This is a genomic window from Mesorhizobium cantuariense (assembly GCF_042647205.1).
In the GTDB taxonomy this organism is placed as follows: domain Bacteria; phylum Pseudomonadota; class Alphaproteobacteria; order Rhizobiales; family Rhizobiaceae; genus Mesorhizobium; species Mesorhizobium cantuariense.
This window is the reverse complement of the sequence record NZ_JBHRVD010000001.1, coordinates 3,060,632-3,078,713: the sequence shown is the minus strand read 5'-3', so window position 1 is coordinate 3,078,713 and position 18,082 is coordinate 3,060,632. Positions and strand designations below refer to the sequence as shown.

The following is an 18,082-nucleotide window of genomic DNA, read 5'->3' as shown; positions in this document are numbered from 1 at the left end:
TTCTCCTTTTCGGGGTCCTCGAAAACCCCTTGCATCTAGCGCGGGCCAAACGCCCGCCGTCGTGTGTCGGCCACCGGCCGAAGAATTCGTAGGCGCGCCGCGGCATTGCGCGGCGCGCCGTTGCCTTACTCGGCCGCGTCAGGCAGCCGGATCGGGTTGTCATCGAGCTTGGTGTTCTCCAGCTCGACATTGAGGCCGAGAGACCGCATTTCCTTGACGAGAACGTTGAAGCTCTCGGGAATGCCGGCCTCGAAAGTGTCGTCGCCACGGACGATCGCCTCGTAGACCTTGGTGCGACCGGCGACGTCGTCCGACTTCACCGTCAGCATTTCCTGCAGCGTGTAGGCGGCGCCGTATGCTTCGAGCGCCCAGACCTCCATCTCGCCGAAGCGCTGGCCACCGAACTGCGCCTTGCCGCCCAGCGGCTGCTGGGTGACGAGCGAGTACGGACCGATCGAACGCGCGTGGATCTTGTCGTCCACGAGATGGTGAAGCTTGAGCATATATATGTAGCCCATCGTCACCTTGCGATCGAACGGCTCGCCCGTGCGTCCGTCATAGAGCTGCGACTGACCGCTGGTGTGCAGGCCCGCCTGCTCCAGCATAATGTTGATGTCAGCCTCATGCGCGCCGTCGAACACCGGGGTCGCGATCGAGACGCCGCGGCGCATCTGCTCGCTGAGGCGAACAATGCTCTCGTCGTCATACTCGCGAACCGGTTCGTTGCGGTCGTTGGCCGGGATGAAGCTTTCGAGCGTCTTGCGCAGCGGCTTGATGTCGCCCGCCACCTTGTACGCGTCGATCAGCTCGCCGATCTTCTTGCCCATGCCCGCGCATGCCCAGCCCAGATGCGTTTCCAGGATCTGGCCGACATTCATGCGGCTCGGCACACCCAGCGGGTTGAGCACGATATCGGCATGCGTGCCGTCCTCGAGGAAAGGCATGTCCTCGACCGGAACGATCCGCGACACGACACCCTTGTTGCCGTGACGGCCGGCCATCTTGTCGCCGGGCTGCATCTTGCGCTTCACAGCCACGAAGACCTTGACCATCTTCATGACGCCCGGAGGCATTTCGTCGCCGCGTTGGACCTTCTCGACCTTGTCCATGAAGCGCTGTTCGAGCGCCTTCTTGGAGTCGTCGTACTGGCCACGGAGCGCCTCGAGTTCGCTCTGGAGCTTTTCGTTCTCCACGGCAAACTGCCACCACTGCGAACGCGGATACTCGTCGAGCGTATCCTTGGACAGCGTCGAGCCCTTCTTGAAGCCCTTCGGTCCAGCGATCGCTTCCTTGCCGACGAGTACGTCGGAAAGACGCGCGTAGACGTTACGGTCCAGAATGGCCTGCTCGTCGTCGCGGTCCTTGGCCAGGCGTTCGATCTCCTCGCGCTCGATCGCCATGGCGCGCTCGTCCTTCTCCACACCGTGGCGATTGAAGACGCGCACCTCGACGACGGTGCCGAAAGTGCCCGGAGGCATGCGCATCGAGGTGTCGCGCACGTCGGATGCCTTTTCGCCGAAGATGGCGCGCAGAAGCTTCTCTTCCGGCGTCATCGGGCTTTCGCCCTTCGGCGTGATCTTGCCGACCAGGATGTCGCCCGGCTGAACTTCGGCGCCGATGTAGACGATGCCGGCTTCGTCGAGGTTCTTCAGCGCTTCTTCCGAGACGTTTGGAATATCGCGCGTGATTTCCTCCGGTCCGAGCTTGGTATCGCGCGCCATGACCTCGAACTCCTCGATATGGATCGAGGTGAAGACGTCATCGGCGACGATGCGTTCGGACAGGAGGATCGAGTCCTCGTAGTTGTAGCCATTCCACGGCATGAACGCGACCAGCACGTTGCGGCCGAGCGCCAGATCACCGAGCTCGGTCGACGGACCGTCGGCGATGATGTCGCCCTTGTTGACCCGGTCGCCCATACGAACCAGCGGACGCTGGTTGATGCAGGTGTTCTGGTTCGAACGCTGGAACTTCATCAGCCGGTAGATATCGACGCCGGACTTGCCCGGATCGAGATCTTCGGTGGCGCGGATAACGATACGCGTCGCGTCCACCTGGTCGACGATGCCGCCGCGGCGGGCACCGATGGCGGCTCCCGAGTCACGGGCGACGATCGGCTCCATGCCGGTGCCGACGAACGGCGCCTCGGCGCGCACCAGCGGCACGGCCTGACGCTGCATGTTCGAGCCCATCAGAGCGCGGTTGGCGTCATCGTTTTCCAGGAACGGGATCAGGGCCGCGGCCACCGACACCATCTGCTTGGGCGACACGTCCATCAGATCGACGTTTTCGCGCGGCGCCATCATCACTTCGCCGGCGCTGCGGCAAATGACGAATTCGTCGACGAAACCACCGTTCTTGTCGAGTTCGGCGTTGGCCTGCGCGACATGGTGCTTGGCCTCTTCCATCGCCGAGAGATAGACGACGTCATTGGTCAGCTTGCCGTCGACGATCTTGCGGTACGGGCTCTCGATGAAGCCGTACTTGTTGACGCGAGCGAAGGTGGCCAGCGAGTTGATCAGGCCGATATTCGGGCCTTCCGGCGTCTCGATCGGGCAGATACGGCCGTAATGCGTCGGGTGCACGTCGCGCACCTCGAAGCCGGCGCGCTCGCGGGTCAGGCCGCCCGGTCCAAGCGCCGAGAGGCGGCGCTTGTGGGTGATCTCCGACAGCGGGTTGGTCTGATCCATGAACTGCGACAGCTGCGAGGAACCGAAGAACTCGCGCACGGCGGCAGCCGCCGGCTTGGCGTTGATCAGGTCCTGCGGCATGACCGTGTCGATCTCGATCGAGGACATACGCTCCTTGATCGCGCGCTCCATGCGCAGCAGGCCGACGCGGTACTGATTTTCCATCAGCTCGCCGACCGAACGCACGCGGCGGTTGCCGAGATTGTCGATGTCGTCGATCTCGCCCTTGCCGTCACGCAGTTCGACCAACGTCCTGACCACGGCCAGGATGTCGTCCTTGCGCAACACGCGCACGGTGTCCTCGGCCTTGAGCTCGAGGCGCATGTTCATCTTGACGCGGCCAACGGCCGACAGATCGTAGCGCTCTGAGTCGAAGAACAGCGAGTTGAACATGGCTTCGGCGGTTTCGAGCGTCGGCGGCTCGCCGGGGCGCATGACACGATAGATGTCGAACAGCGCGTCCTGGCGGCTCTCGTTCTTGTCGACGTTGAGCGTATTGCGGATATAGGCGCCGACATTGACGTGGTCGATGTCGAGAACCTTGATCTCGTCTTCGCCGGTGCCGAGCAGAACCTTAAGCGTCTTCTCGTCGATCTCGTCGCCGGCTTCGAGGAAGATCTCGCCGGTGGCGAAGTTGACGATGTCCTCGGCCAGGTAGTTGCCGAGCAGATCCTCGTCGGTCGCCTTGATTGCCTTCAGACCCTTTTCGCCAAGCGCCCTCGCCTGACGGGCGGTGATCTTCTTGCCGGCTTCGACAACGACCTCGCCGGTATCGGCATCGACCAGGTCGCCGACGGCCTTGAGGCCGCGGAAACGCTCGACGTTGAACGGAATGCGCCAATGGTCGCCGGCGCGCTTGTAGGTGATCTTGTTGTAGAAGGTCGACAGGATCTCTTCGCCGTCCATGCCGAGTGCCATCAGCAGCGACGTCACCGGAATCTTGCGGCGACGATCGATGCGGGCGTGCACGACGTCCTTGGAATCGAACTCGATGTCGAGCCACGAACCGCGATAGGGAATGACGCGCGCGGCAAACAGAAGCTTGCCCGACGAGTGCGACTTGCCCTTGTCATGATCGAAGAAGACGCCCGGCGAACGGTGCATCTGCGAAACGATGACGCGCTCCGTGCCGTTGACGATGAAGGTGCCGTTCAGGGTCATGAGCGGCATGTCGCCCATGTAGACGTCCTGCTCCTTGATGTCCTTGATGGACTTGGCGCCGGTATCCTCGTCGATATCGAACACGATGAGGCGCAGCGTCACCTTGAGCGGCGCGGCATAGGTGAGATCGCGCTGACGGCATTCGTCAACGTCGAATTTCGGTCCTTCGAACTCGTACTTCACGAACTCCAGCATCGAGGAGCCGGAAAAATCGGAGATCGGGAAGACCGACTTGAAAACGGCCTGCAGTCCCTCGTCCGGACGCCCCCCCTTGGGCTCCGCCACCATCAGGAACTGGTCATAGGATGCCTTCTGAACCTCGATCAGGTTCGGCATCTCCGCAACTTCCGGGATCTTTCCGAAGAACTTGCGTACGCGTCTGCGGCCATTGAAAGTCTGGGTCTGGGCCATCGTCGCTCCTTAGCTCTAAACTCGGGACGAGCCTCGCCGCGGCTCGCCTTGCATGCTGGGCCACCTTGGCGGCAACCCTCTGTCTGTTTTCCCGGCGCCTGTCGGCGGCCGGCTAGAACGGGAGAAAACCCGTTTCCTGAAGGCCGGTTTTCGGCCCTCAGGAAAGAGGTTCTCGTACGTCTCGCGCTACGCCTCCTCCCTTACAGCGAAGGGAGTGGCGGGCGGCGCGAGGCCGCCCGCCGTTTATACGCTTACTTCAGTTCGACCTTGGCGCCGGCTGCTTCCAGCTGGGCCTTGAACTTGTCAGCGTCGGCCTTGGAAACGGCTTCCTTGACCGGCTTCGGAGCCGCTTCGACCAGATCCTTGGCTTCCTTGAGGCCAAGACCGGTGATGGCGCGGACTTCCTTGATGACGTTGATCTTCTGAGCGCCTGCCTCGGTGAGGACGACGTCGAATTCCGTCTTTTCCTCGGCCGGAGCAGCAGCGGCCGCAGCGCCGCCAGCAGCGGCAACCGCCACCGGAGCAGCGGCGGAAACGCCCCACTTTTCTTCCAGAAGCTTCGACAGCTCGGCCGCCTCGAGGACGGTCAGCTTCGAAAGGTCGTCTACGATCTTTGCGAGATCAGCCATTGTTGTATTCCTTCATCAGGTTCGAACGTGTGTTTGTGATAGCGAGGAACGGCCTCATGCCGCCTCGTCCTTCCGGGCGTAAGCGCCGATGACGCGCGCGACCGAGGCCGCTGGCGCATTGACGATCTGGGCGATCCGGGTTGCCGGCGTGGCGATCATGCCAACCAGCCTGGCGCGCAGCTCATCGAGCGACGGAAGTGTGGCGAGTGCCTTCACACCGTCGGCGTTGAGCGAGGTGGTGCCCATTGCGCCACCGAGAATGACGAGCTTGTCATTTCCCTTGGCGAAATCGGACGCGACCTTCGGCGCCGCAATCGGATCCTCCGAATAAGCAATCAGCGTCTGTCCCTTGAACAGCTCGATGATCGATGCGGAGTCCGTGCCCTGAAGAGCGATTTTGGCGAGACGGTTCTTCGCGACTTTGACGGTGCCACCGGCGGCGCGCATTTTCGACCGAAGGTCGTTCATTTGCGCGACGGTGATACCGGCGTAGTGGGCCACGACCACTGAACCTGCGTTCGAGAACGCACCGTTCAGGCCCGTGACGAGTTCGCGTTTTTCCGCTCTGTCCACTGCCTATCTCCAGTTGACCCCAATCCTGTTAACGGGAACATCCCATTCACGAGGACAGGCGTCGGGTTGCCTTTTGTCGGCCGGGCCATCCAGTAACGGATCTCCCGAACGACGCTCGAGGATCCTGCCCCCTTTCGCCACATCGACAGTCAAGCCGGCGATGCGCAGACAAAAGGCAAACACGGTTCGAACCTTTCATTGGAGCAATCGCTCCGTTGTCCGGTCTTCACCCGTCTCATGCAGGCCCAAATCGAATTAAGGCTTCTGGGCCGCCTGCAATCTCGGACAGGATGTCCGGAAACCTCTCGGCTTCCGGCACCGGGCCGCCGACAAGTCGGAGGCCCGGAATTCACTTGCGGATCAGCCCTTTAGCGGCCGATCCAAATGTTCGTATCAGGACGCGGTGAGCGTCGCGACGTCGAGCTTGAGGCCCGGGCCCATCGTCGAGGTGACCGACACCTTCTTGACGTAGTTGCCCTTGGCGCCAGCCGGCTTTGCCTTGGTCACGGCGTCGGCGAAGGCACGGATGTTCTCTTCCAGAGCCTTGACCTCGAACGAGACCTTGCCGACGCCGGCGTGAACGATGCCAGCCTTCTCGACGCGGAACTCGACGGCGCCGCCCTTGGATGCCTTGACGGCGGCGGCAACGTCGGTGGTGACGGTGCCGACCTTCGGGTTCGGCATCATGCCGCGCGGGCCGAGCACTTTGCCGAGACGGCCGACCAGCGGCATCATGTCCGGCGTGGCGATGCAGCGATCGAAATCGATCGTGCCCTTCTGGACGATGTCGACCAGATCCTCGGCACCAACGATGTCGGCGCCGGCGGCGCGAGCTTCGTCAGCCTTGTCGCCGCGCGCAAACACAGCGACGCGCACCGAGCGGCCGGTGCCGTTCGGCAGGTTGACCACGCCGCGGACCATTTGGTCGGCATGGCGCGGGTCGACGCCGAGGTTCATGGCGACTTCGATGGTCTCGTCGAACTTCACCGAGGAACGGTCCTTGAGCAGCTTCAGCGCATCACCCAGGGCATAAGCCTTGTTGGGATCGATGCCTTCACGGGTCTTCGATACACGCTTTGCAATCTTTGCCATGATCTTAGCCCACCACTTCCAGACCCATCGAGCGGGCGGAGCCCTCGACCATGCGCATGGCCGCTTCGACGTCGTTTGCGTTCAGATCCTTCATCTTCGCGGTCGCGATCTCGCGGACCTTTTCACGCGAAACCGTACCGGCCTTGACCTTGCCCGGCTCCTTGGAACCAGACGTCAGGTTAGCCGCCTTCTTCAGGAAGTAGCTCACCGGTGCCGTCTTCATGACGAAGGTGAAGGACTTGTCCTGATAGTAGGTGATGACGACCGGAACCGGCGATCCCTTTTCCATTTCCTGGGTCTGCGCGTTGAACGCCTTGCAGAATTCCATGATGTTGATGCCACGCTGACCAAGCGCCGGGCCGATCGGGGGAGACGGCGTGGCCGATCCCGCTTTCACCTGGAGCTTGAGCTGGCCTGCAATTTTCTTAGCCATCTCTTTTCCTGCCTTTGTCTATGCCGGCCCCCACTGTCTGGGAAACCCCGGCGGTTGCAGTCTGGTGGTGCGATCCATGCGGCCGGCTAAAGCCGCACTCGTCTCCCACCGTTCTCAAGGCCGCACGTTTTCTTGCGCCGCCTCCCCTGACCGCCAAACCGGCGACAGGGATTTCGGATCAGCCCTTTTCGACCTGTCCGAATTCCAGATCGACAGGCACGGCGCGCCCGAAGATCGAAACTTCCACCTTGAGCCGCGCCCGCTCCTCGTCCACTTCCTGGACGAAACCGTTGAACGACGCGAAGGGACCATCCGAAACGCGGATCGCCTCGCCGATCTCGAACGTGACCGAGGGCTTTGGCCGCTCGACGCCTTCCTGCACCTGGTTCAGGATGCGCTGCGCTTCCGCCTCGGTGATCGGCACCGGCTTGGAGTCACCCAGGAAGCCGGTGACCTTCGGCGTGTTCTTGACCAGCGAAAACACGGCGTCGGTCAGGTTGGCCTTCAGGAGCACATAGCCCGGGAAGAACTTGCGCTCGGCATCGACCTTGCGGCCGCGACGAACTTCGACGACCTTCTCGGTCGGCACCACGATCTGGTGGATATCGGCGGACAGACCCTTCTGCTTGGCCTTGTTCTCGATATCCTCGGCGACCTTCTTTTCAAAGTTCGAATAGGCGTGGACGATGTACCAGCGCGCGGTCATTTCAAGACTTCTCCGTAATCGCCGGACTCAGCGTCCGATGCCCAGAATCTGCTCGACCGCGAGGCCCATGAGCTGATCGGCGGTGAAGAAAAAGATCATCGCGATCACAGCGAAAGCCAGGACCATGACCGTCGAGATCATCGTTTCGCGTCGCGACGGCCAAGTCACCTTGGCGGTCTCCGCGCGGACCTGCTGGATAAAGACGAAAGGATTTGTGGTTTTCGAAGCCATATGCCGCTCTGTCTTCAAGACCCGTTGGCCGGGTCTCCTGGATGATCCCGCTGGCCGGGACGTGCCGCCTGAGCCCAATCTCGCGCCGAATCAGCGCAATCATTTCGCCCATGCAAATCAGACGCGTAAAGCCGGCTTCCCAGCTCCACGCGTCGCGTGTCTGTTTCGTCTACATAAAACCGATTCTTGATCCACGCAAGTGGCAAGTGTCCGCTTTATGACCAAACGCCGCCTCGGAACCATCCAGTCGTTCCGTCCCGGCTATGGCGCCCTTATGCCCCAAGAGCGCTAATATGGCAAGCGGGTCGCCGATTTTCAAAGGGCAGACCGTAGAAATATCGTTTTGAAACGCCATTTCGGGAAATGGCACGGGCAGCAGGGCTCGAACCTACGACCTGCGGTTTTGGAGACCGCCGCTCTACCAACTGAGCTATGCCCGTATCGTGCGCATGTCGGCGCAGCAGGGGCTTCCTAAAAGCTTCCGCGCGCTCTGTAAAGAGTGGTTTGCAAGCAAACGCGCCTTAACCCCTGCGCCAGAAATCGGGATAGCTGACGACCAGCCCGTCGCGGCCGATCTCGAGTTCCCGCCTGTGGGCACTATTCCGGATGCTTGCGCCCGGCTCCGCGCCGTCATGGCTTCTTATCCGGTGACCGATAGGGGCCGCCCGGCACGCCCCAGCCCCAGGCCGGCATCGGTTCCGTCTCGGGATCGCAGGTCTCGCCGAGATTGGAGTTCATCTTGGCCAGCCGCGATCCCCATTCGACATAGCCCATGAAGGCCGAACGGAATTCCGGATCGTCAGGCAGGCCGACCGCGTCGGCGGCATCGGCGAGGAGGCTGATCCAGCGGCGGCGCTGCTCCTCGGTGAGATGCTTGCCCAGATGGTGCATGACCATCTCGCGGTGGCCGCCAAATTGGTCGCTGTAGGTTTTTGGTCCGCCGAAAACCTCGCCGATGAAGGCCGCGACATGGGCGGGATGATCCGGCGACATGGTCTTGAATACCGGCCCGACGATCGGGTCCTGCGCCACCTTGTCATAGAAAGTCTGGGTCAGCCGGTTCAAGGCCTCGCTGCCGCCGGCCCATTCGTAGAGTGTCGGGATATCCTGGCTCATTCTCGATCCTCCGCCAGCCCCGGCGCCGCCAGCAGTGACGATAGCGGAAAAATCGAGAGTGTCTCAACCTGCCTCGATGGCCAGTTTCCGACGTCGCCGCGCTCTACAATTTGGCGGGCGCGTCGGCCTCGGCATTGGCGGAAGGCCGGATCCGGCAATTCTCGGGTCTCGGCACCGCCTCGCAGATGGTGGCACCGGTCAGCGCGTCGACCGATTGCAGGCTCGTCGTCAGCCCGACCTTCAGCATCATGTCGGGTTCCAGCTGGCGCTCGACCGAGCGCCGCTCGGTGGCTGCGAACAGAGCGGGATCGATCGCCATCTCCTCGAGATAGGCCTTGACCATCTGCTTTTGCCCCATCGGGTACAGGCTAAGCTGCGCCCGGGGACCGACAAGCCGCCTGACGCCACCGGCAAGCATCAGCGCGCAGGCCGAATCGCACTCCACGCCCGCATCGGTGCTCAGCCCGGCATAGGCGCCCTCTTTGGCCAGGCAACTCCACGCTCCCGGGTCACAGCCGACGAAATCGGTGCGGCCAACAGCGACGTCGAGCTTCTTTTCATGGATAAGCCGTCCGGCCGCCAGAGCGCTGAACAGGTCGCCTCCCGTTGAGCTGATCACGACCGGCAGTTGCCGGTTGCCGAGCATGGCGAGCAACTGCCGCAGCTTCTGCGGGGTCCGAGGTGTGATCACGCCTTGCGCCGAAATCCATTCCGGGCAGTCGGGATTGCAGAGCGGGTTGCTGCCGCGAACCACGACAAAGCGCATGTCTTCATCGCGCTGCACGCCCTCGGGCTCCACCGGTAGCGGGGTGGGTTTGGCTGAAGCTGTCAGGCCATCGGCTGGCTTGTTCCCCGGTATTTCGAGGCAATTCGCGGCCAACCGGTCCGGCCTGCACAGGCTTGCGGCGGTCAACAGGTCTACAGCGTCCGCACTGGTGACCAACTTCATCGCCAGCATGTCGTCGAGGGCGATCTGGTGGATGTCGGTGGCCGGGGTGCCCTTCATCGTTTCGAGCACGCTTTGTTCGATGCCCATCTGGTTGAGATAGGCCGCCAGCTTTTTCTCCACCGACTTGCTCATCTCGTAGGTCTTGTAGCTGCCGGCCTTCTTGCGGCTGACGATCTTTGTGTTGAGGACCTTCTTCTTGCCGCCCACGATGCGGTAGGTCGTCCGGTATTGCAATTTCGTGCGGATGTAGGTCGTGGTGATCTGATGGACGCCGAGATAGGCCCATTCGCCCGCTACACGTCGGACGCCGCCGGCAAACATCAACGGACAGGCGGAATTGCACATGGCGCCATAGTCAATGACATCGCCTGAGTAGCGGGCGCCATTCTTGCTACGGTCCTGGCAACCCTTCGCTTCGGGCTGGCAACCGGAGAACACCGTCTTGCCAATGGCGATATCGAGCTTGTTCTTGCGGATCAGCCGGCCAAGCGCCAACGCTGCGTCAACATTGCCGCCGGGAGAATTGACGACGATCGGCAGCTTTCGCCCGCCAAGCGCCTTCAGCATGCGTTTGAACAGAGCCGGCGTTCCGGCTTCTATCGAGCCTTCTGCCGAGATCCACTCCGGGCAGATCGGCTCGCACCCCGGTGTATTGCTGCGGACAATACCAAACTGCATCGTCGGGCCGAGATCCGGGGCCGTATCCGCCGCAAAGGCACGTCCCGTGACAAGCAACGCCAGCAGGCAGATCAGCCGCAGCGACCACAATGCCCGACAATGGTGAAGGCGCCCTGGAACCATCTGGAAAAAAGCCCCTCGATGCAACCTATACTAGACGAGGTCCAAAGGCTTGCAACAGGGTCCGGGCGACAACAGGTGGCGCCGATCTCTGGGGCAAAAGAAAAGGACGGCCCCAAGGACCGCCCTTTCCGTTTCGAACCTGACCGGCACAGGCCGGTGTCGATTACTCTTTGATGGTGACGACGATGCCGGCACCGACGGTGCGGCCGCCTTCACGGATGGCGAAGCGCAGCTTCTCTTCCATGGCGATCGGCACGATCAGCTCGACATCGACCGTGATGTTGTCGCCCGGCATCACCATCTCGGTGCCTTCCGGCAGCGACACGATGCCGGTCACGTCGGTCGTGCGGAAGTAGAACTGCGGACGGTAGTTGGTGAAGAACGGCGTGTGACGGCCACCTTCGTCCTTGGTCAGGATGTAGGCTTCGGCCACGAACTTCTTGTGCGGCTTCACCGTGCCGGGCTTGGCCAGAACCTGGCCGCGCTCGACACCTTCACGGTCAACGCCGCGCAGCAGCGCGCCGATGTTGTCGCCAGCCTGGCCCTGATCGAGCAGCTTGCGGAACATCTCGACGCCCGTGCAGGTCGTCTTGGTCGTCGGACGGATGCCGATGATCTCCAGCTCCTCGCCGACCTTGACCACGCCGCGCTCGACGCGACCGGTCACGACCGTGCCGCGGCCCGAGATCGAGAACACGTCTTCGATCGGCATCAGGAACGGCTTGTCGAGCGGACGAACCGGCGTCGGGATGTAGGCATCGACCGCAGCCATCAGCTCACGGATCGCGTCTTCACCGATCTTCTTGTCGCTGTCTTCCAGGGCAGCCAGCGCCGAACCCTTGACGATCGGAATGTCGTCGCCGGGGAATTCGTTCTTGGTCAGAAGCTCGCGCACCTCGAGCTCGACCAGTTCGAGCAGCTCGGCGTCGTCGACCTGGTCGACCTTGTTGAGGAACACCACGATCGACGGCACGCCGACCTGACGGGCAAGCAGGATGTGCTCGCGGGTCTGCGGCATCGGGCCGTCGGCAGCCGACACGACCAGGATCGCGCCGTCCATCTGCGCGGCACCGGTGATCATGTTCTTCACATAGTCGGCGTGGCCGGGGCAGTCGACGTGAGCGTAGTGGCGGGCAGCCGTCTCGTATTCGACATGCGCCGTCGAGATCGTGATGCCGCGCGCCTTCTCTTCAGGGGCAGCGTCGATCTGGTCGTAGCGCTTGTATTCGCCAAAATACTTGGTGATCGCCGCCGTCAGCGACGTCTTGCCATGGTCGACGTGGCCAATCGTGCCGATGTTCACGTGAGGCTTGTTACGCTCGAATTTACCTTTTGCCATAGTCTCTTTCCTTGGACGGCCTGGACCTTCAGTTCAGTCGAATGCGGGGCGATTAGCGACAAAGGCCAAAAAACACAAGCATCTTTTGGCCGGGTGCCGCCTCACCCAGTCCGAACCATCGATCCGATTGCGGGGATGTGACGCTGATGTAGGAAGGCTGGAGACGAAATGAAATGGGTAGCGGGCCGACCGATCGAGGCCACGACAGCGCTGGCTTGCCTGCCCGTCCTGTCTGATTCAAGGCCAGGCCATGGCCCATTGCCGTCGTAACGGGGGTCTGATCTTGTGACCGAATGCATTTCATCCCTGCCTCCATCCGCGGCCCGCTGTTCATGATCGTTTCGACGGGGTCGTATCTCGTCAACGACACGATGATGAAACTCGCGACGGCAGGCCTGCCGTCCTACGAAGTGCTGTTTCTGCGGGGTGCCGCGGCAGCGCTCTGGGGCTTCCCGCTGCTGTTCGCACTGGGCTACGGCAAGCAGATCCCGCTGATCTTCGACGGCCAAGTGCTGCGCAGGAACCTGCTCGAGCTGGCGGCGATCCTTTGTTATGTCGTCGCGCTCGCCAACATGCAGATCGCCGATTCCACCGCACTCGGACAGATCACGCCGCTCTTGATGCTGGTCGGCTCCTCGATCCTGTTTGGCGAACGGATCGGCGGCCAGCGCATGGCGCTGATCGGGCTCGGCTTCATCGGCGCACTGATGGTGGCGCAGCCGACCATGCAAGGCATTTCGGTCTACGCCCTGCTGGCGCTCGGCAACGCCGCATTTGCGGCGGCGCGCGACCTTGCCGGCAGACGGGTCGCGGCCGAGGTGCCGGGGATGATCGTGGCGATTTCCGCCATCGTGGTGGTGCTGATCGGCGCCGGTGCCGGGCATCTGGTTTCCGAGCGCTGGGTCATGCCCGGGACGCACCACCTGCTGCTGATGGCCGGCGCCGGATTTTTCCTGATCTTCGGCCATTTCTTCATCTTCATGGCCTATCGCGTCGGACCGACCAGCGCCGTGGCACCGTTCTACTATAGCTTCACCGTCTGGGCGGTCATTTCAGGTCTGCTGGTGTTCGGGCAATTCCCCAACGCGCTGGCGGTCTGCGGCATCCTGCTGGTTGCCGGCAGCGGGCTGACCATCGTCTCGCTGGATCAGCGTCAGCGCCGGCTGGCCGTCGTCGCATAGCCCATTGTCAGGCGGGCGCTTACGCACGTTTCTACGCGCTGTTGCCGAGCCGAAAAAGATCGTCTAATCGGCGAAGACCCGTCCATCGACGACGGCATGATCAATCAGCCAAGGGAGTTCCCCATGACGGATTTTGACCAGAACAAGAACTCCGGTGCCGAGCACAAGGCCGCCATCCGCAAGTCGCTTGTCGGCTGGGCGGTGTTCATCGCGGGCACGCTGATCTTTTTCGCCGCCGCCGACGCAGTGTTGATGCCATAGGCGAGCCGCTGCTGGGTATGCCGGCCCTAAGCCGGTCTTGCCTCTGCAGAAATTCGAAACCTCAGACGATCCGGCTAGCGCCTAAAGCGTCCGCCTTGCGCTGAACTGATGGTAGGCCCACAGGACGACCACCGCGCCAACCACCGCGACGATCAGGCTGTAGATGTTGAGGCCGGTGACGCCTGACGCGCCGAGGGCGCTGAAGATCAGGCCGCCGACAATGGCGCCGACGATTCCGAGCACGATATCCATGATCATGCCCTGGCCGGTCTTGTTGACGATCTTGCTGCCGATGAAGCCGGCGACCACGCCGAGAATGATCCAGCTGATGATACCCATTTTTTCCTCTCCATCCCCCCGCCAGCCGGACATTTTCATAGGATTGTCAAAACCTCAAGCCAACTTGAAATTCCGCCCGAATGCTCCATTGTGAGGAGGGGTCGGGCTTGGTCGTTATGGAGGATCCACTATGGGACTTTTTGACAATGCCGTTCCCGGCGGCAACATCACCAAACCACTGATGATCGCACTCGGCGCATTGCTGGTCGGAAAATTGCTGAGCGGCAGAAATGCCGAAGAGCCCGAGCAGTCTCCCGCTCCTGCTCCGACCGGCCCAGCTCCGACGGAAACCACGTCCGCCGATGGCGGCCCGGTTGGCGGATTGGGCGGCCTGCTCGACAAGCTCAGAAATGCCGGCCATGGCAATGCCGCGGACTCCTGGGTCGGCACCGGGCAAAACCAGTCGATCAACGCCAATGATCTCGGCACTGCGATCGGCCCCCAGATCATTCGCGAGATCGCGCAACGGACCGGAATGGACGAGCAGGAACTGCTCAAGCAACTGTCCACTGCCTTGCCCGGCATCGTCGACAAGCTGACGCCGAACGGCCAGGTGCCGCAGCAGCACCAGGTCGCATCCGCGTTCAACAGCTAGCGCGGCGCGGGCTGTTCTTGTCCAAAGGGCGCTGCGCGCGCTGCCGCGCGGCGTTCGGTCTGTCGTTTCCGCCGCCTCATGTGCGGATGCATGCAGCTCTTGATTGCAAGCTCGTTGTGCGGCTGGTCATTGGATGGCCGCCCAGCCCGTCACAATGACCAGGACAACCGTGACGACGGCCCCCGAGACGTAGAGGATCGTCCTGACACTACCTCCCTTGGCAGCGTTGCCGCCACGAATGTAGACTCCCAGGTGAGCCAGCCGGATCGCCAGATGCAGCCAAACGATTGCTGCCAGTGTGGCGGGCCCCACGCCAACCATCATCGCCAGCAAAGCAGGGACGACGAAAGGCGCCAGCGCCTCGACCGAATTCATGTGCACGCGGTCGATCCTGTAGAGCAGGTTGTCGTCGTCTGCCGGGAGTACTGGACCTGAAAGCACTCCGACACGGCCCTTTGACGAGCCCGAGTAGATCGCCAGCAGGACTGACAAAAGGCAAAGCGCGAGCACTCCGACGATACTGAGCCAGTAGGCTTGCATTCTTCCCTCCGATTCTTCGGATGAATCCTTGTGGTTGTCAGACGGCCGTCAGGTCGCCTGATGAGAGAAAAGGTCGTGGAACCGCCGCAGGTAAAGTGGCCAGCCCTGATCGCTACCGACGCTATCGCGCACACCTTCCCAGCCTTCGCCATGCCGTTCGAGATTCCGGTGCACGATCTCGACCCGGGTCCGGCTATCCGTCTCCGCCGTGAAGTTGACTTCCCACTCGCTGGTCTTGTCCGGATCGGTTTCAATCTGCCATTGAGGGCTGATGTCCCAGCTTAGAAGCAGTCTGTTGGGCGGCTCGTAGGCCAGAACCCGGGCCCACCGGCACTCGCTGCCGTCGACGCCTCGGTCATAGATGTGACCGCCGACTCGAGGCTCGAAGACCGTGTCGGCGATCGGCACTGCGAGTATGTTGTGCTCTCGGGGTTTGAAACTGCCGAAGTCCTCGGTGAAGACCTTGAAGGCCTTTGCGATCGGAGCCTCGACGACGACGGAGTGTCTCACAAGCGTGGGAACTTGATGCGTGCTCATTTCTGCTCCTTCGACGATTGTTCGACGGCCACCTTGTAGGCCGCGAGAGTCTTGTCCCAGAATCGGTCTAGAGCGGGATGAATTTAGGTTGGGCATATCCGGCCTCAGTGAAGTAATTTCGGCATTCGGTTGAAGTGACGGTGCCGAGGATTTGGCCGATGGCGTCACAGACAGTTTCGACTGTTCGCTTGGCAGCCTTGCGCAGCCAGTGCTTGAGCTTGGCGAAGAGCTTCTCGATGGGGTTGAGGTCGGGCGAGTATTTCGGCAGCAAGAACAGCCTGGCGCCGGCTGATCGAATGGTGCGGCGCACGGCCTTGCCCTTGTGCGAGCCGAGATTGTCCATGATGACGATGTCGCCGGACTTGAGGGTTGGGACAAGAACCTCATCGACATAGAGCTGGAAGCGCTCGCCGTTGATCGGTCCGTCGATCAGCCATGGTGCTTCGACACGGTCGTGGCGCAGCGCCGCCAGGAAGGTCATGGTCTTCCAATGGCCGTGCGGCACCTTGGCTTTGATCCTCTCGCCGCGCGGCGCCCATCCCCTGAGTGGAGCCATGTTGGTTTTGGTCCATGTCTCGTCGATGAACACCAGGCGGGAAGGATCGATACGATCCTGATATTTTGCCCACTGTGCCCGCCGGCGCGCCACATCTGGGCGATCCTGCTCGGCCGCGATCAGCGTCTTTTTTTGTGACTGAGCTTCTCGGCGTGGACGAACTCCCATACCGAGCGGTAATCAACCTTCAGGCCGCGCTCAGCCAGTTCGGCCACCAGTCCGCGCAACGTGAAATCAGCGGCCCGGCAGCGCAGCAACAGCCACTCCCGATGCTCTCCGGCAATGTTCTTCGGTCTGTGCCCACCCATCTTGCCGGGCGCAAGACTGCTCGTCTCGCGCAAGCGGCTTACCCATCTGATGACGGTGCTGATCCCAACCCCAAAGCGCACTGCTGTCTGCCGCCGCGACAGCCCCTCCTGCTCAACTGACGCTACAACCCGTTCGCGAAGATCCATCGAATAAGGCTTGCCCATCCATGCCGGCCTCCTTGTCCAGCCAGCATGTTGAATCAGATTTGCAAGCCTTAGGGAATCCCATCCGATTCAGCCTCAATTCATTCCGCTCTAAGGCTTGTTGAGATTCAGGATTCCCCCTGAGCTTGGATTGTGATTCAAGCTTTGGATGGAACGATTTGTGCTGACGGACGCCCAATGGGCGAAGATGGAACCGCATTGCCTGGGCAAACCAACCGATCCCGGACGAAGTGGGGGTGACAATCGCCGCTTCATCGAAGCCTTGCTTTGGATCGTGCGGACAGGAAGTCCGTGGCGCGACCTTCCAGCCTTCTTCGGGAGCTGGAACACCGTTTTCAAACGCTACCGCGATTGGGTCAAAGCCGATGTTTTCATTCGGCTTTTCGAGGCTTGTTCGGACCAGCCGGACATGGAGTACGCCATGGTTGATGCTACCATCGTCAAGGTCCACCGCCATGGACAGGGCGCAAAAGGGGGACTCAAAGCCAGGCCATAGGCCGCTCCAAGGGCGGCATGACCACCAAAATTCTGGCGCTCACTGATGCGCTTGGCAATCTTGTGCGCTTTGTTCTTTTGCCCGGCCAGCGGTTCGATACGGTGGGCGTCGCACCGCTCATCGATGGCGTCTGTTTTGGTGGCTTGATTGCCGACAAAGCGTTCGACAGCAACAGCATCATTGCCGACCTGAATGAGCGCGGCGCCAGGATCGTTATCTCACAGCACTCACGTCGTACTTTTCCCCTGCCACTCGACAAGGAACTCTACAAATGGCGCCACCTGATCGAGAACTTCTTCTGCAAACTCAAGGAATTCAAGCGTATCGCCATGCGAGCCGATAAAACCGATCAGAGCTTCGCTGCCTTCATCAATCTCGCAGCCGCCGTCATAAACTCACGCTGAATCTCAACAAGCCTTAGTTCAGCGCGTAGGCTTGCGAGGCCTTCCGGATCGACCCGGTAGATGCGTTGCTTGCCGAAGTCGCGAGGCGCTGCCGGGTCGCTGGAATCACAGCGCAGTGACGCCAAGCGCACCGACACGGCTATGACATCAGTGCCCCGGCAAAATCGGCATTAAGAGAAATTTGGAAAAAAGATCAGATGACTATCTGGAGCGGGTAGCGGGAATCGAACCCGCATATTCAGCTTGGAAGGCTGCTGCTCTACCACTGAGCTATACCCGCACACGCGAGCCTTAGCTATTCGACGATGTCTCGAAGGTCAAGGAGCCTCCCGCGACCTGGCCGAGATAGCTTCGTCAGTCGCGCGGGTTCCGAGGAAAGGTCACCTCGCCCCGAACAGCCCGTCGAACAAGTGCTAGGTGTTTAGTCCCGGCATTTGATGGTTGGGATCAAGTCGGAACCGTTTAGGCTCTTTTGTCCAGATTTTGTAGATGAATTCATAGGGTATGAGGCCTTTTAAGGCCTTGAACCCGCGCGCGAAGTTGTAGGCCCGCTTCAGGCAATGCTGTGG

Annotated in this window: 18 protein-coding genes, 2 tRNA genes and 1 pseudogene; 4 read left to right on the top strand and 17 right to left on the bottom strand. The window is 61.4% G+C overall.

Annotation, left to right across the window (positions count from 1 at the left end):
• Window positions 1-125: 125 nt before the first annotated feature.
• The 11 genes from rpoB to tuf form a co-directional block, all read right to left on the bottom strand.
• Window positions 126-4,262, bottom strand: a complete 4,137-nt coding sequence (gene rpoB / locus ACFOJ9_RS14695; RefSeq protein ID WP_378979505.1) for a DNA-directed RNA polymerase subunit beta — start codon at window positions 4,260-4,262, stop codon at window positions 126-128.
• A gap of 251 nt (window positions 4,263-4,513) precedes the next feature.
• Window positions 4,514-4,891, bottom strand: a complete 378-nt coding sequence (gene rplL, locus ACFOJ9_RS14690; RefSeq protein ID WP_126069215.1) for a 50S ribosomal protein L7/L12 — start codon at window positions 4,889-4,891, stop codon at window positions 4,514-4,516.
• Window positions 4,892-4,945: 54 nt separating this feature from the next.
• On the bottom strand, window positions 4,946-5,464 hold the full coding sequence (rplJ, locus tag ACFOJ9_RS14685) for a 50S ribosomal protein L10 (protein ID WP_013531412.1): 519 nt from the start codon (window positions 5,462-5,464) through the stop codon (window positions 4,946-4,948).
• A gap of 393 nt (window positions 5,465-5,857) precedes the next feature.
• Window positions 5,858-6,556: a 50S ribosomal protein L1 gene (gene rplA, locus ACFOJ9_RS14680; RefSeq protein ID WP_109672641.1), complete on the bottom strand. Its 699-nt coding sequence runs from the start codon at window positions 6,554-6,556 to the stop codon at window positions 5,858-5,860.
• A 4-nt stretch (window positions 6,557-6,560) separates the two neighbouring features.
• Window positions 6,561-6,989, bottom strand: a complete 429-nt coding sequence (gene rplK, locus ACFOJ9_RS14675) for a 50S ribosomal protein L11 (RefSeq protein WP_056590915.1) — start codon at window positions 6,987-6,989, stop codon at window positions 6,561-6,563.
• A 178-nt stretch (window positions 6,990-7,167) separates the two neighbouring features.
• Entirely contained in the window at window positions 7,168-7,695 is a 528-nt protein-coding gene (gene nusG / locus ACFOJ9_RS14670) for a transcription termination/antitermination protein NusG (protein ID WP_013531409.1), read from the bottom strand.
• Between the two features lie 27 nt (window positions 7,696-7,722).
• Window positions 7,723-7,926: a preprotein translocase subunit SecE gene (gene secE, locus ACFOJ9_RS14665; protein ID WP_378979504.1), complete on the bottom strand. Its 204-nt coding sequence runs from the start codon at window positions 7,924-7,926 to the stop codon at window positions 7,723-7,725.
• Window positions 7,927-8,290: 364 nt separating this feature from the next.
• Window positions 8,291-8,366, bottom strand: a tRNA-Trp gene (locus tag ACFOJ9_RS14660).
• Window positions 8,367-8,556: 190 nt separating this feature from the next.
• A complete protein-coding gene (locus ACFOJ9_RS14655; protein WP_378979503.1) occupies window positions 8,557-9,042 on the bottom strand; it encodes a group II truncated hemoglobin in 486 nt (161 codons plus the stop codon).
• 103 nt (window positions 9,043-9,145) lie between these two features.
• On the bottom strand, window positions 9,146-10,792 hold the full coding sequence (locus ACFOJ9_RS14650) for a COG3904 family protein (protein ID WP_378979502.1): 1,647 nt from the start codon (window positions 10,790-10,792) through the stop codon (window positions 9,146-9,148).
• Between the two features lie 163 nt (window positions 10,793-10,955).
• A complete protein-coding gene (gene tuf, locus ACFOJ9_RS14645) occupies window positions 10,956-12,131 on the bottom strand; it encodes an elongation factor Tu (protein ID WP_095090666.1) in 1,176 nt (391 codons plus the stop codon).
• A gap of 293 nt (window positions 12,132-12,424) precedes the next feature.
• Between tuf and ACFOJ9_RS14640 the strand changes: the two genes are divergently transcribed.
• Window positions 12,425-13,312 carry a DMT family transporter gene (locus tag ACFOJ9_RS14640; RefSeq protein ID WP_378979501.1) on the top strand — a complete coding sequence of 296 codons (888 nt, stop codon included), beginning with the start codon at window positions 12,425-12,427 and terminating at the stop codon, window positions 13,310-13,312.
• A 123-nt stretch (window positions 13,313-13,435) separates the two neighbouring features.
• Entirely contained in the window at window positions 13,436-13,573 is a 138-nt protein-coding gene (locus tag ACFOJ9_RS14635; protein ID WP_378979500.1) for a hypothetical protein, read from the top strand.
• Window positions 13,574-13,654: 81 nt separating this feature from the next.
• On the opposite strand, the gene ACFOJ9_RS14630 is transcribed toward ACFOJ9_RS14635, so the two are convergent.
• Window positions 13,655-13,912 (bottom strand): GlsB/YeaQ/YmgE family stress response membrane protein, encoded by a 258-nt coding sequence (locus tag ACFOJ9_RS14630; RefSeq protein ID WP_378979499.1) that lies wholly within the window; start codon window positions 13,910-13,912, stop codon window positions 13,655-13,657.
• A gap of 130 nt (window positions 13,913-14,042) precedes the next feature.
• Between ACFOJ9_RS14630 and ACFOJ9_RS14625 the strand changes: the two genes are divergently transcribed.
• Window positions 14,043-14,507 carry a YidB family protein gene (locus ACFOJ9_RS14625; RefSeq protein WP_378979498.1) on the top strand — a complete coding sequence of 155 codons (465 nt, stop codon included), beginning with the start codon at window positions 14,043-14,045 and terminating at the stop codon, window positions 14,505-14,507.
• Between the two features lie 126 nt (window positions 14,508-14,633).
• Here the strand turns inward: ACFOJ9_RS14625 and ACFOJ9_RS14620 are convergent, their stop codons facing one another.
• The 3 genes from ACFOJ9_RS14620 to ACFOJ9_RS14610 form a co-directional block, all read right to left on the bottom strand.
• On the bottom strand, window positions 14,634-15,047 hold the full coding sequence (locus tag ACFOJ9_RS14620; RefSeq protein WP_378979497.1) for an MAPEG family protein: 414 nt from the start codon (window positions 15,045-15,047) through the stop codon (window positions 14,634-14,636).
• 48 nt (window positions 15,048-15,095) lie between these two features.
• Window positions 15,096-15,584, bottom strand: a complete 489-nt coding sequence (locus ACFOJ9_RS14615; RefSeq protein WP_378979496.1) for an SRPBCC family protein — start codon at window positions 15,582-15,584, stop codon at window positions 15,096-15,098.
• A gap of 67 nt (window positions 15,585-15,651) precedes the next feature.
• Window positions 15,652-16,613 (bottom strand): IS630 family transposase gene (locus ACFOJ9_RS14610; RefSeq protein ID WP_378979495.1). Its coding sequence is split into 2 segments (ribosomal slippage): window positions 15,652-16,272 and window positions 16,275-16,613, totalling 960 coding nucleotides; the frame shifts between segments, so codons are not numbered across the junction.
• Between the two features lie 148 nt (window positions 16,614-16,761).
• On the opposite strand from ACFOJ9_RS14610, the gene ACFOJ9_RS14605 reads away from it, so the two are divergent.
• Window positions 16,762-17,513 (top strand): IS5 family transposase gene (locus ACFOJ9_RS14605; RefSeq protein WP_378979099.1). Its coding sequence is split into 2 segments (ribosomal slippage): window positions 16,762-17,092 and window positions 17,092-17,513, totalling 753 coding nucleotides; the frame shifts between segments, so codons are not numbered across the junction.
• Between the two features lie 206 nt (window positions 17,514-17,719).
• Here the strand turns inward: ACFOJ9_RS14605 and ACFOJ9_RS14600 are convergent.
• Together ACFOJ9_RS14600 and ACFOJ9_RS14595 are read right to left on the bottom strand one after the other, a co-directional pair.
• A tRNA-Gly gene (locus ACFOJ9_RS14600) sits at window positions 17,720-17,793 on the bottom strand.
• Between the two features lie 133 nt (window positions 17,794-17,926).
• Window positions 17,927-18,061, bottom strand: a pseudogene (locus tag ACFOJ9_RS14595) (IS481 family transposase); the annotation flags it as partial.
• Window positions 18,062-18,082 lie beyond the last annotated feature (21 nt).

Coding starts and splice junctions, on each gene's coding strand:
- rpoB (WP_378979505.1), bottom strand. CDS start 4,262: ATGGCCCAGACCCAGACTTTCAATGGCCGCAGACGCGTACGCAAGTTC.
- rplL (WP_126069215.1), bottom strand. CDS start 4,891: ATGGCTGATCTCGCAAAGATCGTAGACGACCTTTCGAAGCTGACCGTC.
- rplA (WP_109672641.1), bottom strand. CDS start 6,556: ATGGCAAAGATTGCAAAGCGTGTATCGAAGACCCGTGAAGGCATCGAT.
- rplK (WP_056590915.1), bottom strand. CDS start 6,989: ATGGCTAAGAAAATTGCAGGCCAGCTCAAGCTCCAGGTGAAAGCGGGA.
- nusG (WP_013531409.1), bottom strand. CDS start 7,695: ATGACCGCGCGCTGGTACATCGTCCACGCCTATTCGAACTTTGAAAAG.
- secE (WP_378979504.1), bottom strand. CDS start 7,926: ATGGCTTCGAAAACCACAAATCCTTTCGTCTTTATCCAGCAGGTCCGC.
- ACFOJ9_RS14655 (WP_378979503.1), bottom strand. CDS start 9,042: ATGAGCCAGGATATCCCGACACTCTACGAATGGGCCGGCGGCAGCGAG.
- ACFOJ9_RS14650 (WP_378979502.1), bottom strand. CDS start 10,792: ATGGTTCCAGGGCGCCTTCACCATTGTCGGGCATTGTGGTCGCTGCGG.
- tuf (WP_095090666.1), bottom strand. CDS start 12,131: ATGGCAAAAGGTAAATTCGAGCGTAACAAGCCTCACGTGAACATCGGC.
- ACFOJ9_RS14640 (WP_378979501.1), top strand. CDS start 12,425: ATGCATTTCATCCCTGCCTCCATCCGCGGCCCGCTGTTCATGATCGTT.
- ACFOJ9_RS14635 (WP_378979500.1), top strand. CDS start 13,436: ATGACGGATTTTGACCAGAACAAGAACTCCGGTGCCGAGCACAAGGCC.
- ACFOJ9_RS14630 (WP_378979499.1), bottom strand. CDS start 13,912: ATGGGTATCATCAGCTGGATCATTCTCGGCGTGGTCGCCGGCTTCATC.
- ACFOJ9_RS14625 (WP_378979498.1), top strand. CDS start 14,043: ATGGGACTTTTTGACAATGCCGTTCCCGGCGGCAACATCACCAAACCA.
- ACFOJ9_RS14620 (WP_378979497.1), bottom strand. CDS start 15,047: ATGCAAGCCTACTGGCTCAGTATCGTCGGAGTGCTCGCGCTTTGCCTT.
- ACFOJ9_RS14615 (WP_378979496.1), bottom strand. CDS start 15,584: ATGAGCACGCATCAAGTTCCCACGCTTGTGAGACACTCCGTCGTCGTC.